This window comes from Halorubrum sp. Eb13, assembly GCF_002252895.1.
GTDB lineage: Archaea > Halobacteriota > Halobacteria > Halobacteriales > Haloferacaceae > Halorubrum.
The window spans coordinates 1-14,780 of sequence record NZ_NHPE01000152.1 but is presented as its reverse complement, the minus strand read 5'-3'; the positions used below and the strand labels follow the sequence as shown (position 1 = coordinate 14,780).

The window sequence follows — 14,780 nt, the reverse complement described above, 5'->3', positions numbered from 1 at the left end:
ACGAGCGGGTGAACTACGAGCGACTCGCGCGGGCGTTCGCCGACGAGCAGGTGCCGACCGCGGCGCTCGACCCGCCGTCGACCCTGTCGCTGTCGGCGGACGAGGCCGCGGCCGCGGAGGCGCACGCCGACGCGCTCGCCGCGGTCGGCTTCGAGACGGAGCCGTTCGGCGGCGGGACGGTCAGGCTCAGGTCCGTCCCGGCGCCGTTCGGTCGCACCGCCGACGCGGACGCGTTCCGCGACACGCTCGCGACGCTCGCGAGCGGCGAGTCGCCGCGGGACGCACGGGAGGCGCTGCTCGCCGACTTGGCGTGCCATCCGTCGCTGAAGCGCGGGGAGATCGGGTCGTTGAGCCGAGACGAACAGCGCTCGCTCCTCGACCGACTCGGCGAGTGTGACCGCCCGTACGCCTGCCCGCACGGGCGGCCGACGGTGCTATCCGTCGACGAGGCGACGTTCGCGGCGGGGTTCGATCGGGACCGGTAATCGACCCGAGAGCCGCTCCGTGCGGCGACTCACCCCGATCGATGGCCGGTGGCCTGTCGCCGGAGGAGGTGCCCGCCGACCGCCGCGATCAGGACTCCGGTGCCACCGATCCAGCCCCGCTGTACCGCGTTCAGCGGCGTCGACCGCATCGACTGCAGTCGCGCGCTCCGGTACTCTCCGAGGGTGGTGTTCTCACAGGCTCGAACGTCGCTCTCGTTCAGCGGGACCGTCTCCATTCCCAGTCCCGTATCGACCAGTCGCGACTCCTCCGAGAGGTCCGCGCACTGCCGGGCGTACGCTTCGTAGTCCTCGCGGGTCACCGACGTCGTGGCTGCGGCGTAGACGAGTCCGCCGACGAGCGCCACGCCGATCAGGAGGGCTCCCAGTCCGACGACGACGTCCGGCCAGTAAATCTCGCGCTCAACCATTATCCCACCACCCGAGCGGGGTCGGGGCGATTCGCGCCGACCGGCGGCGCTCACGAGACGCCCCGCCGGTCGCCGAGACGGCCGTTCGGCCGCGACCGAGGCCGCTCATACCGTCTCTCGGACCGCCGGATGAAAAGAAGTTGCGCGGACCTCGGCGGTTCCACGCCGTCGTCGCTCGTCTACGGGGCGTCCCGGCCGTTCGGACGAGGCGACCCGCGGCGACGTGGAGCCGGTCCGGGGCGGTGCGCCCTCAGGCCGGCCGGTCGCTCACGCGGCCGTCGCCGTCGCCGTCGAAGCGCTCGACGCGCTCGACGGTCTCGTCCGCCTCCGTCGTCTCGGGCGGGTACGAGACGGTCCGCTGCGGGTACGGGATGGATATCCCGGCGTCGGCGAACCGCTCTTGAATCAGCTCGACGGCGGACGCCTTCGAGCGCCAGCGCGCCTGCGGCGTCGGGGGGTCGATCCAGAAGCGGAGGTCGAGCAGGATCGCCGAGTCGCCGAAGCCGGAGGGAATGGCGTACGGCTTCGGGTTGTTGGCGACCGTGTCGATCTCGGTCAGGACCGCCTCCGCGATCTCGCTGGCGGCGTCGGGGTCGTCGTCGTAGCCGATACCGACCTCCATGTGGATGCGGAGCCGCCCCTCGCGGCTCCGATTCGTGATCGCCTGGTTGGTGACCAGATCGTTCGGGACGACGACGTACTCGCCGTCGAAGTTCCGCATGTGGGTGTTCATGATCGTGATCTCGGTGACGAACCCCTCCTGATCGCCGATCTCGACCCAGTCGCCGATCTCGAACGGGCGCGCGAACATCAGCACGAAGCCGGCGATGAGCGAGCCGAGGGTCTGCCTGGCCGCCATCCCGAGCACGATGCCCAGAAAGCCCGCCCCGACGAGCAGGCCGCCGAGGTTCACGCCCCAGATCCCGAGGACGGTGACGCCCGCGATCACGAGCAGTCCGACCTGCATGATCCGGGTGAGGAGCTGCTCCTGGTGGGCCGTGATGCGGTCGCTGTCGGCGGAGAGGTCGGCGACGTACTCCTCTAACACGTCGCTCGCGACGTAGGCGCCGCCGAGCAGCAGCGCCGAGAGGAGGGCCCGCCCGGCGACCGTCGCGGCGTTCTCAGCGACGGGAAGCACCGCGACGACGACCGAAAACTGCCCCCATAACGTCAGCACGGCGACGGCGGCGAGCGCGAACAGGGCGAGCTGGAACAGGCCGACGAGCAGCCGCAGGCCGAACGAGACGGGCACCGCCTCGCGGAGGGTCTCGATCGAGCTCTCTCCCCGACCGTCGAGGAAGCGCTCCAGCCACCCCGTGACGACTCGTTCGCCGGCGCGGACGACCCGCGGGAGGAGCAGCCAGCCGATCAGCGCCGTCAGGAGGAGGATGCCGACCGTCACGGCGAGGCGGGCCTCCGCGGTCACGACGCCGCCGAGCGCCGCGTCGAGGCGCGGGCCGAGCTGTGTGGTCACTCTCTGCGACTTCGTCGTCGGATTTAAAAATGCACCCCTACGGTTATCGGTTCGGAGAACTCGGCGAACCGCCCCCGGACGGCGCGGACCGGTCTCAGCGGCCGCGTCGGAGCTCCTCGATCAGCTGTTCGATGAGCGCCGACTGCCGGTCGAGCCGCTCGGACTGCTCTTCGACGGTGCGGCGCAGCTCGGCGACCTCGGTCGCGAGGTCCTCGCCCTCGACGCCCGCGGTCTCGAACGGCGACCCGTCGAACGCGTCGTCGTCGGTCGGGACCGCCGCGTCTCCCGCCGCGGCCGGGTCAGCGGGATCGGCCGACGAGGCCTCCTCGACCGATGCGGCCTCATCGACCGATGCGGTCCGCTCCGCGGGCGGCTCTCCGGCGGCGTCGCCCGCGAGGTCGGCCCCGTCTCCCGTGCCGACGTCGATCGCCGGATCCTCGGCCGGGGATTCGGCCAGCGGGTCGGCGTCGACCGCGTGCCCCCCGGCGTCCCCGCTCGCGCCCTCGCCGGTCTCGCTCAGCGGGTCGGTGTCGTCGATCGGCTCAGCGTCGTCGATAGGGCCGGAGCCGTCGACCGGATCGCCGGCGGAACCGGGTCGGGCGTCGGTCTCGCCCGCGGACGCGGCCGCGGGCTCGGTATCGCTGGCGGCATCGGCTCCGGTCGCGGCGGACGGCTCGGCGTCGCCGACGCCCGCGGAGAGGGGGTCGCTCGCCGCGCCCGCGCCGCGCTCGCCGTCCGTCTGCGGCCCGGAGTCGACCCCCGTTTCGGCCGCCGCCTCGGCCTCCGCCTCCGCGTCGGCGACGGGCGACGCCGAGAGGGGGTCGGGCCCCTCGCCGAAGTCGGTCGCGCCGTCGGCGTCCGCGTCGGCCTCGGACTCCTCGTCGTCGGCGACGGTGACGCGGAACTCCTCTAAGCTGTCGACGCCGTGATAGTCGCAGACGGCGTCGACGAGGGTCTCGCGGACCGCGCGCGCGGACTCGTTGGGGGCCTTGAAGCGCTCGGAGCGGCCGCCGTGGGCGAGCACGACCGCGGTCGCGACCGTCCCCTCCTCGAAGTCGAGGTCGGTGAGGTCGGCGTACGGGAACTCCTCGAACTCGTCGTCCCAGACGGCGGAGCCGACGTGTTTGACCAGTCGGTCGCTGGTGACGACGAGGGTGAGCTCCGAGAAGCGGAAGGTTCGGAGGACGGACTCGCCGGGGCCGGTGACGCCGGTCGCCGAGAGGACGCCGGCGAGGATCGGGTGGAGCGCCTCGTCGGCGCGCTTCGCCGGCAGCGAGAGGGTCTCGTCGCCGTCGAGGCCGTAGCCGAGGGTGAGTTTCGCCTTGCGGCGGCCCGTCGAGACCGCGATGCGCTCGACGTCGTGGGAGTACTCCGCGACCGACTCGTCCGACAGCAGCCCGTCGCCGCGATAGACGAGCGTCCGCGTCGGCGTCACCGCGAGCCGGTCGTCTCCCCCAAGCGAGACCGCGGCGACGACGTCCTCGTCGCCGACGGTCTCCGCGAGCAGGTCGGGAAGGCTCATGTCCCGGGGATTCGCCCCGTCCCGCATAAATCCGCGGGGTCCGGTTCTCGGATCGGTCACCTCAGGCGCCGCCGCTGCTGACGGCCCCGTCGCCGCCCTCTGTCACCGCCTCACATCCCTCCGACGGATGGGAAGCTTAAAGAGTATCATCGCGGTACGGAACAGTGAGGCCGGGTGGCTTAGCTGGACATAGCGCCGCACTCATAGGGTTCGGAGATTCGGTGCGGTGACGCCTTGGAAGCGTCCGCGTCCTTCCCGTGGCTCCGCCGAGCCTCGGACCTGGGACATGCGGAGATCGTGGGTTCGGAGCCCACCCCGGCCATACATCACATTGTTAGGACGGTGAGTGACAACAACTGACCCGAGCCGTAGCTATTTGTTGCGGACGCACGCGTTCTCCGACGCCGGAGCGCCACGGGAGTGTCGCCGTGACAGCGCGCGCCAGTGGCGCTTCGGCGTTCGGAACTCGAACGATTAGTGAGGGCGCCGCCCGATCGACTCGCGACCGGTCCCCGCGATTCGTCACGTGGGACGCGACTCGCAACGACGGGAGGCTACCGACGAGAACGTAACACGGTGGATCCCGAATAGCCGAGGCCGTCCGCGCCGTCGCCACGGCAGCTCGGTCGCTCGCGGTAACAGAGTGCGAGTCCCCACACCGCGGTTCCGGCGCGTCACACCACTTCCTCTCGGGGTGCTGAAACGTCTCTGCGGTCCTCAGCGAAGGTCGAACACGTCCGTTTCGCCCGAAATCGAAAACGGCCGTTTCACCCCACTCAGCCCTGGTTGTGAGGCGTTCACACACGTTGGCTATCGACACAAAGTACTTATAGTGACCGCCGCAACAGTCGCCCGCAGCCCCTACCCAAGCGACACGAACGCGAGTAATCCGCGTCGAGTCCGGCCGCACCCACGTCGAGTCAGTAGGCGACGCCGACGACGAACGGGCATCCAGGCGAGGACAAAGCACCCTGTCGCGACACGAAACACGGCAACAACAATGACAAACGACAATACAACACGCAAGAAGGCTAGCGCGGTCTTCTTCACAGCAGTCATGGTCATTTCCATGGTTGCTGCTGGTTTCGCTGTCGCTCCCGCGGCAGCAGCTGTCACCAATGTTTCCCCCGGAAGTGCGGGCGATGTTTCCGTGGGTAACGGTGCAGCAACACAGACCGTATCGTTCGACGTAACTATTGAAGATGGAGACAGCAATGTCCCGGTTACGGTCAACCTCTCCGAAGCGGCCGCCGTCGACATTGCTCCGTCTGTGACTGACGTTTCCACACCAAGTGGCGACGTTACGGTCTCTGACGAAGGGATTAGTGGAGCGGTTCACACAATCAACGTCAGTGACACTTCGTCAACCGGTGCTGGCCACACGGCCACTATTAACGTTGACTATAGTCACGACACCACGGCGCTTGACAACGGAGATACCACGTCTGGCGATTCCGTCAGCTTCGAAATCTCCAACGCTGACGGAAGCCAGACCGGATCCGTTTCGTTCAACCTTGTGAACGCCGCAGGTGAAGTGACCGGTACTGTCACCACCTCGGGCGGCACTGCCGTTTCTAATGCCGACGTCACGCTGACTGACGCTGGCGCAGACGAGTTCAGTGGCGCAACCACTACTGACGGTAGCGGTGTCTACACGATCTCCAACGTCGTCGACGGCACGTACACCGTCGAAGTCGACAACGGTTCATTTGTCAAGACGCAGGAAGTGACCGTTTCGGACGGAAGCCCCGAAACAGTTGACTTCTCCAACTTTGACACTGTTACCCCGTCCTACACGCCCGATTCAGAGCTGTACTACGCGGGTCAGGAAATTGACGTCTCCGGGCTCCAGCCGGATACCGACTACCAGCTCCGCGAAGTCACCGATCGTACCGACGCCGGAGCCATCTCCACTAGCAGTCCGGTAGAGCAGTTCTCCACGACCGATGACGGCGAGTACACGATCGATACCGACGACCTCGAAACTGGGGATTACTTCCTCCGCGGGCCCGGTATCGACGATGAGTCCGCCACCGAGTTCGAAGTCGCGGTCCAGTCCCTCTCGACCGAGTTCGACGATGAAGAGGTCGAAGAGGGCGACGAAGTCGACCTCGAAATCGACTCGAACCGCGGAACCTACGACCTCAACGTGAGCGCGGACGGTCTCGACGACGAGGAACTCGAAGGTATCTTCGAGGGTAGCGTCGACGACATCGACCTCGACGACGAGGACGAGGAAGTCGCCACGCTCGTCGACATCACCGACGACGACTACGCGGCGAACTTCACCGACATCGACGCGGACGAGTACGACTTCGAGTTCGAAGTGACGGACACCGAAGCCGAGGACACCGCCACGGTCAACGTCACCGAGGCCGAAGACGGTGAGGGCACGATCGGTGACGCGGTCATCGAAGAGCAGGGTGACGTCGCGGCCATCAACGTCGAGCTTGACGAAACCGACGAGGGTACTCTCGTCATCGGTAACGAGGAAGACGACGGTTACCAGGCGAACGTGACGCTCGAAGACGACGAAGACGGCGAAATAACCGTCCTCTTCAACACGTACGCCGCCGGAACCCTCGACGACGGCACCGACGCCGACAGCATCGTCTACACCGATGACGACGACGCGACGGTCCAGCTCGACAACGAGACGGATCTGAACGACATCCTCGACACGGGCACGTACGACGTGTCTGTCGGCCCGGACACGGGTGACGACCGGTTCGAGGAAACCCTCGAGGATCCGGACTCCATCTCCTCGCTCTCGATCGAGCAGCGCGGTGACACGTCGCTCGCGCTCTGGCGGACCAGCGAGAGCGTCGAGTCCGACATCGCCGACGAGCTCGACGACGAGAACGAGAGCGCGACGGTCGAGCTGATCAACGGCGCCATCGAAGGCGACCTGGTCACGCAGACCGACACGATCGCCGTCGACGACGACGGCACTCGCAGCGACGTGCTCGTTCACCAGTTCACCGCCCCCGGCCTCGAGGGTCCGCTCGCGAGCGCCAGCGGTGAGAACCTCGGCAGCGTCGAGAGCACCGCCGCGCTCTACCAGCTGCTCCAGCAGGATAACGGCGAGTACGAGAACGGCAACGCCGCGGAGGATGACCAGGACCAGCTCGAACTAGTGTTCGAGCTGGATAACCCCGGTCCGAACGAGCCGACCACGTCCATCGACGCGAACGAACTCGCGAACGACGTCAGTCAGTCCGAGTTCTCGGACGTGTTCACGGTCGTCTACGACGACGAGACGGACACCCACTTCATCGTCACCGACATCGACAATCTGAACAACGCCGTTGACGACGACGTTCAGATGGAAGACGAGGACCAGTACGAGGTCCAGATAAACGTGCAGGACGCCCGTCTCCTCGACATCGTCGATGAGGACGACGAGGACGACTTCGAAGAGGAGTTCCTCGAGAACTCGGCCTCGTTCACGGTCGCAGAGGCTGACGGCGAGTTCGACAACGAGGACGAGATCCAGGTGACGAACGCCGAGGATCAGTCCATCACGGGCACGACCAACGTCGCGCCCGGGACGGAGCTCGACGTGCGCGTCCGCAGTGACGACGACGCCTCGACGAGCTTCATCCAGAACGACGAAGACATCGTCGTGACGCCGAACGGTACCTGGGAGGCGACCTTCGACCTCAGCGACACCGCAGTGAACGACACGTTCGAAGCCACGGTCCGTCAGGCGGCCTTTGAGGCCGAGTCCGACGGTACGGTCGTCGAGCAGGTTCAGGAGCCTGCGGTCTTCGAGGTCTCGGACCTGAGCCCGGCTCAGGCCACCGCGACGGCTGGCGACTCGGTCACGGTTTCGGCCACGATCGAGAACACCGGTGAAGCCGAGGGCACCCAGTCTGTCGCGCTCACGCTTGACGGCGACGAGCTCGACACACAAGAGGTCACCCTCGCTGGTGGCGACAGCCAGACCGTCGAGTTCACGGCCGACACGTCCGGACTCGAGGCCGGTGACTACGAGCACGGTGTCTCCACCGACGACGACGAAGCGACCGGCACGCTCACCATCGAAACCGAAGGCGGCATGGATGGTGACGACGGTACCGACGGCGAGGACGGTACCGACGGTGAAGACGGCACTGACGGCGAAGACGGTGGCGACGGAGAAGACGGTGGCGACGGCGGCACCGACGACTCCACGCCCGGCTTCGGCGCGCTCGTCGCGCTCGTGGCCCTCATCGCGGCTGCGCTCCTCGCTACGCGGCGTATCGAGTAACGCAGCAGCGATTCACCACACTCGCTAACTATCGGCCCTCGCGGGTCGACCCCTCGCGGCACCTCTTTATTACGACGCGCCGCTCGGCGAGCGACGGCTCACGAGGCCGCCGCCGAGACGCCGAACCCGACTACGGCCGACCGAAACGCGAACGACCGCACGTCGACGCGCAGTGGTCCGGACGTTCGTTTCGACTCCGTGGTCTTTGGCGTCGCGAACCCAAGTAGTGAACCGTCGGTGTCTCCGGCCAGCGCGCGTCTCTCGGCCCGCAGAGTACCACCAGGCGGTTGTCGTGATGCCTGCTACACTTCCAGACACTGCGCGGGCGGCGTACCCACAGGGCCGACTCGGACCCGCCCGCGCTCGACGTCCAACTGGAGGCGGGCCGGTCCGAGTCGCGAACGAGCTCTGTCGCGCCACCCGGCTCGGTGAAGCTCTTTTATTCGGCTCTCCGACGACGTCGCGAGGAGACCGATGCAGTGGACACGAGAATCTCCCTCTCGTGCAGGCCGATCCAGTTCCCGCGCGGACAGCGTTGACGTGGCCGGTCTGTTCACACGCGGTATCGACCGACGTGGCGCTCGGCGGCCGTCGTCGATCGCGTGAGAGCCCGGACGGCGGTCATCGGACATCGCTCGGCGGACTCGAGCGCGTGCTCGCGACGAAATCGGCGGCGCTTCGGCTCGCGGGGAAAGCTTGTTGACGTAGCATGCAGTAGATTTAGACGCCGTCTCGTCGCGTTATCGGGCCGATGTGCGGGACGCACGGCAACTCACAGACGACGGGGACAGCCCCTACCAAAGAACTAGGTCCCCGTCGCCTGAAGGGCGGTTCTGCCCGGACGGGAATAGTCACGTCCTAATGTTAGCTGTTTCGGTCGAATCTCGCCCGCACACGTCATTGAAGTGAATAATGTTGTTCTAACTGTCGTGGAGTTGCCTCCAAGAACACCGATCATAGGCGCTCTAGGCTCGTCTCAGACGTTAATTGACTGTTAGAATTCCAGCAACACTTATACAGCGCTCCTAAGTCCGTTCGAACTCAATCCACCGCGCACACGCGAGACGAGAACCCAATCGTGACGTACCACGAGTCGCTCGCGGCCGTCGTCCGATACGACTGACCAGAGAACGGTGAGCGTCAGCTCCGGGTCGCGAGACGGAATACGAGAGGACAGGTGGTAGGGGCTTGTGTAGAGGGGGAATCCTGTCCTCAGCAGGGACCAATGGTCCCTACGAGATGTTTGCCGCTCGTGCAGTGAAAAAGTTTTGATCTATCGACAGGAGGGACCACTAGCGACGGTATCCACGCTCACCGCGTCGGTCGAACGTATCTCCTTCGGAACGTTCGGCTCGGCGCGACCGCCGGCAGTTCCGGCGTACTGCGCTCTCGGCCGTCGATCGCCTCGCCGACGGCGACGATGTCGATGAGAAGTGACACGGAGGGCGGCAGAAACGAGGGGGTCCGAATGAGCCCGACGCGACCTGCGCGTGTCGAGTGACCAGCAGGGCACCGCTGTGGTCCCCTATCCAAAAGACTGGCACGATGCCCCACTGCGGGCTCTATTTTATGTACTTGGCGCACCCCAGTAAGGATTTCGGGAGCGGGCTAATCGGCCCCTCAGCGACGTTCTTGATGCACCGTTCGTACGCTCGTAACGGTTGGTAGTATCATATTTATCGCTGTTTGCAGTTAATTAACTGACACTACTGTATATCTGAAATATAGAGTCTCAGGGCCTCTACTGCTGTTTGGTAGGTTTTAACACGGCTTAAGATAGACACAAAGTATTTACCAAGACCGCCACTCGTTCTGAGTGCAGTACCCCTATCCGAGCGTGGGGAGCAAGTAGTCCACAGCCGAGTCCGGTGGCGCCCTCGATGCGATGTAGGTCGAACGACGATCGGGCGACTGAGGTGAGGAGAAAGCTGCCGACGCGACGCAGACAACACAACACACAATGACAAACGACAATAACACACGCACGAAGGCCAATGCGGTCTTCTTTGCGGCAGTCATGGTCATCTCCATGGTTGCAGTCGGCTTTGCGGCCGCACCCGCGGCTGCAGCTGCCACCAACATTAGCGGCACTTCTGCAGACGATGTCGCCGTTGGTAATGGTGCAGCAGCACAGACAGTAACGTTCACCGTGGACATCGCGGAAGACGACAGTGATGTTCCGGTTGTAGTCAACCTCAGCGAGGCTGCTGACGCCGGCGTTTCGCCGGACGTAACCTCTGTCTCCACCACTGGATCGGACGTAACCGTCTCCAACGATGGATTCGACGGAGCGAACAACACACTGCTCCTCACTGACGCCACCACTGATGGCGCTCACACGGGTGTCGAAGTTACCGTTGAGTACGAGCACGACACGACAGCGCTCGACAACGGTGACACCACTTCCAGTGACTCGTACTCCTTCGAGATCACTGATGAGAACGGCGCCAACGGTGGCTCCGTCTCGTTCGACCTCGTTTCTGCGACCGGTTCAGTGACCGGTCAAATCAGCAACGCTGTCGATGACACTGACGTGACGCTGGCTGGCGCCGACTCCGACGACTTCGGTGGTGCGGCCACCGTTACCGGTGGTAGTGGTTCCTACACCATCAGTAACGTCGTCGACGGCACGTACACCGTCGAAGCCGACAACGGAACGGTTTCCAAGACGGAGGAAGTTACCGTCACGGACGGTTCCACAGTAAATAACGTTGATTTCGACCTCGGCACCGTCAGTGTGTCTTACACGCCCGACTCGGATCTGTACTACGCGGGTCAGGACATCGACGTTGATGGCCTCTACGGTAATTCCGACTACCAGCTCCGTGAGGTCACTGACCGGGACAGCTCCGACGGTTCCATCACCGGGAGCAGCCCCGTTGAGCAGTTCTCCTCGAGTGATGCCGGCGAGTACACCATCGACACTGGTGACCTCGAAACTGGTGACTACTTCCTCCGTGGTCCGGGTATCGACGACGAGGCAGCCACCGAGTTCGAGGTCTCCACCCAAAGCCTCTCGACTGAGTGGGACGAAGACGATGTCGAAGAGGGTGAGGAAGTCGACCTCGAGATCGATTCCAACCGCGGGACCTACTCGCTGAACGTCAGCGCGGACGGTCTCGACGACACGGAAATCGAAGCGATCTTCGAGGACAGCGGCTTCGACGACATCACCCTCGACGACGAGGACGAGGAAGTTGTCACGCTGGTCGACGTCACTGACGGCGACTACGCGGCCAACTTCACTGATGTCGACTCAGGCGAGTACGACTTCGACTTCGAAGTGACCGACACCGAAGCCGAGGACTCCGCCTCGATCAACGTCACCGAAGCCCAGGACGGCGAGGGCTCCATCGGTGATGCGGTCGTCGAACAGCAGGGTGACGTCGCCGCCATCACGGTGGAACTCGACAACACCGACGAAGGCACCCTCGTGATCGGGAACGAGGAAGACGACGGCTACCAAGCGAACGTGACGGTTGAAGACGACGACGACGGCGAAGTTGTTGTCCTCTTCAACACGTACGCCGCTGGGACGCTTGACGACGGCACTGACGCAGACAACATCGTCTACACTGAAGACGACGATGCGACGGTCCAGCTCGACGACGAGACGGACCTGGACGACATCCTCGACACGGGTACGTACGACGTCTCCGTCGGCCCGTACACCGATGATGCGACCCGATTCTCGGACACGATCGAGGATCCGGACTCGATCTCCTCGCTCTCGATCCAGCAGCGCGACGACGCGGCTCTCGCGCTCTGGCGCACGAGTGAAAGCGTTGAGACTGACATCGTCGACGAACTCGACGACGAGAACGAGAGCGCAACGGTCTCGCTGATCAACGACGCCGTCGAAGGCGACCTGGTCACGCAGACTGACACGCTCGCGATCGACGACGACGACACGCGCAGCGACGTGCTCGTCCACCAGTTCACCGCGCCTGGCCTCGAAGGCCCGCTCGCGAGTGCTAGTGGCGGCAACCTCGGCAGCGCCGAGAGCACCGACTCGCTCTACGCTCTGCTCCAGCAGGACAACGGTGTCTACACTGGCTCCGATAACGCTGCAAACGGCAACCAGGACCAGCTTGAGTTCACCCTCGAGCTGGCGAACCCCGGTCCGAACGAGCCGACCACGTCCATCGACGTGAACGAGCTCGTTAACGATGGCGACATCGGCAGCGCAAGCGCGTTCTCGGACATCTTCACGGTCGTCTACGACGACCAGACGGACAACTACTACATCGTCGCCAACGCTGACGAGCTGAACGACGTTGTCGACGAGAACGTCCAGATCGAAGACGAAGACCAGTACGAGGTCCAGCTCAACGTGCAGGACGCGCGTCTGCTCGACCTCCTCGAAGAGGACGATGAGGACGCCTTCGAAGAGGAGTTCCTCGAGACGTCGGGCACGTTCACGGTTGAGGAAGCCGAGGGCGAGTTCGACAACGAAGACGAGATCCAGGTGACGAACGCCGAGGATCAGTCCATCACGGGCACGACCAACGTCGCGCCCGGGACGGAGCTCGACGTGCGCGTCCGCAGTGACGACGACGCCTCGACGAGCTTCATCCAGAACGACGAAGACATCGTTGTGTCGCCCAACGGCACGTTCGAGGCCACCTTCGACTTCAGCGAGACCTCGGTGAACGACACGTTCGAAGCGCAGGTCCGGCAGGCTGCCTTCGACGCCACCTCCGACGGGACGGTCGTCGAGGAGGTTCAGGCGCCCGGTGTGTTCGAGGTTTCGGACCTGAGCCCGTCTGAGGCGACCGCCACGGCCGGCGACTCGGTCACTGTCTCCGCGACGATCGAGAACACCGGCGAAGCCGAGAGCACCCAGGATGTCGCGCTCACGCTTGACGGCGACGAGCTCGACACACAAGAGGTCACCCTCGCTGGTGGCGACAGCCAGACCGTCGAGTTCACGGCCGACACGTCCGGACTCGAGGCCGGTGACTACGAGCACGGTGTCTCCACCGACGACGACGAAGCGACCGGCACGCTCACCATCGAAACCGAAGGCGGCATGGATGGTGACGACGGTACCGACGGCGAGGACGGTACCGACGGTGAAGACGGCACTGACGGCGAAGACGGCGGCGACGGAGAAGACGGTGGCGACGGCGGCACCGACGACTCCACGCCCGGCTTCGGCGCTCTCGTGGCCCTCGTGGCCCTCATCGCGGCTGCGCTCCTCGCTACGCGGCGTAGCGAATAACGCAGCAGCGATTCACCACACTCGCTAACCATCGGCCCTCGCGGGCCGACCCCTTGCAGTCCTTCTTTATCGGACTCAGTTCCGGTAGCTGAAGCGTTACGAGTAGTCTCCGGTAGTCGCTACTGAACGATAGTCGCCGGAACGAATTTGTAATTTGTCCCGAATCGGGCGTTTGAAAGGCTGAAATCCTTTTGAAGGGCGTTTCCGTCGATCGATTCCCACAAAGTATTTACAAGAACCGGCCCGTGTTTCGGGCGGCGTACCCCTACCACGCGTTGTACGTGACTACCCGCGCCGAGTCCGGTGTGTACTCGACGCAGTGTCGGGAACGACGATCGGGCACGAGGCGACGGCGAACGCTGCTAACGCGACACGACAACATACCACTAATGATACACGACACGACTTATCGAGGGAAGGCGACTGCGGTCCTCTTCGCGGCGATCATGGTCGTCTCCGCGGTCGCGGTCGGCTTCGCGGTCGCTCCCGCGGCGGCGGCCGCTCCCGGAGATGCGGCGACTCCGGTCGCCGCGAGCATTCAGGGCCAAGACGTACCGTTCCAGACCGGTGACGCCGACGATTACGACGTCGACAGATTCTACACCAACGGCGGCACCGATCTCCAGGGCGACCTCCTCTGGCAGGGCCAGACCGTCGGCGTGACCGGTCTCGACGCCGACGCTGACGTCTCGCTCCGTGAGAGCCGGGACGGTGATACCGATTTCGTCGAAGAGCTCAGAACCGATGGGAGCGGGACGGTCGTCTTCGACACCGAGGACCTCGACGCCGGTGACTACTACCTCGACGGTACCGGTGCGGACATGTCCCCCTCCGAGACCTTCGAGGTCGCGGTTCAGGACCTCGACACCGCGTTCGACGAGCAGTCGGTGCAGTCCGACGACGACGCCGAGCTCGAGATCGAGTCGAACCGCGGGAGCTACGACGTCAACGTGAGCGCCGACGGCGACCTCGACGACGACGAACTCGAGCAGCTTTTCGAGGGCGAGTTCGACGTCTCGAACGTCGACGACGACGACGAGATCACCCTCGAAGGCGTCACCGACGGCACGTTCGACGCCGAGTTCTCGGACGTCGACGACCTGTCGACGGGCGAGTACGAGTTCAGCTTCGACGTGACCGACACGTCCGCCGCGGACACCGCCTCGATCAGCGTGACCGAAGCGGGCGAGGGCGACCTCTCGCTCGCCGACGGGACGACGACCGTCGCGCAGGGCGACGTCGCCGAGGTCACCGTCGAGCTCGACGATACCGACTCCGGCTCGGTCGTGATCGGCGACTTCGAGGAGAACAACTATCAGGCCAACATCAGCGTCGAGGACGGCAATGACGACGGCGAAGTCACCGTGCTGTTCAACACGTACGCGGCCGGCCGCG

The 14,780-nt window shown here is 64.9% G+C and carries 5 protein-coding genes, 1 tRNA gene and 2 pseudogenes; 5 read left to right on the top strand and 3 right to left on the bottom strand.

Annotation, left to right across the window (positions count from 1 at the left end; genetic code table 11):
• Positions 1–485, top strand: a pseudogene (locus DJ75_RS17920) (DNA mismatch repair protein MutL); the annotation flags it as partial.
• Between the two features lie 29 nt (positions 486–514).
• Here the strand turns inward: DJ75_RS17920 and DJ75_RS17915 are convergent.
• From DJ75_RS17915 to DJ75_RS17905, 3 genes are all read right to left on the bottom strand, one after another.
• Positions 515–913, bottom strand: coding sequence for a hypothetical protein (locus DJ75_RS17915; RefSeq protein ID WP_094525871.1), 399 nt, complete (start codon positions 911–913; stop codon positions 515–517).
• A gap of 250 nt (positions 914–1,163) precedes the next feature.
• Positions 1,164–2,387: a mechanosensitive ion channel family protein gene (locus DJ75_RS17910; protein WP_094525870.1), complete on the bottom strand. Its 1,224-nt coding sequence runs from the start codon at positions 2,385–2,387 to the stop codon at positions 1,164–1,166.
• Positions 2,388–2,481: 94 nt separating this feature from the next.
• A complete protein-coding gene (locus DJ75_RS17905) occupies positions 2,482–3,909 on the bottom strand; it encodes a hypothetical protein (protein ID WP_094525869.1) in 1,428 nt (475 codons plus the stop codon).
• Positions 3,910–4,077: 168 nt separating this feature from the next.
• On the opposite strand from DJ75_RS17905, the gene DJ75_RS17900 reads away from it, so the two are divergent.
• From DJ75_RS17900 to DJ75_RS17885, 4 genes and pseudogenes are all read left to right on the top strand, one after another.
• A tRNA-Met gene (locus DJ75_RS17900) sits at positions 4,078–4,231 on the top strand.
• A gap of 510 nt (positions 4,232–4,741) precedes the next feature.
• Entirely contained in the window at positions 4,742–8,161 is a 3,420-nt protein-coding gene (locus tag DJ75_RS17895; RefSeq protein WP_141212076.1) for a carboxypeptidase-like regulatory domain-containing protein, read from the top strand.
• Between the two features lie 2,017 nt (positions 8,162–10,178).
• Positions 10,179–13,385 (top strand): BGTF surface domain-containing protein, encoded by a 3,207-nt coding sequence (locus DJ75_RS17890; RefSeq protein ID WP_217900404.1) that lies wholly within the window; start codon positions 10,179–10,181, stop codon positions 13,383–13,385.
• Between the two features lie 389 nt (positions 13,386–13,774).
• A pseudogene (locus DJ75_RS17885) lies at positions 13,775–14,780 on the top strand (hypothetical protein); the annotation flags it as partial.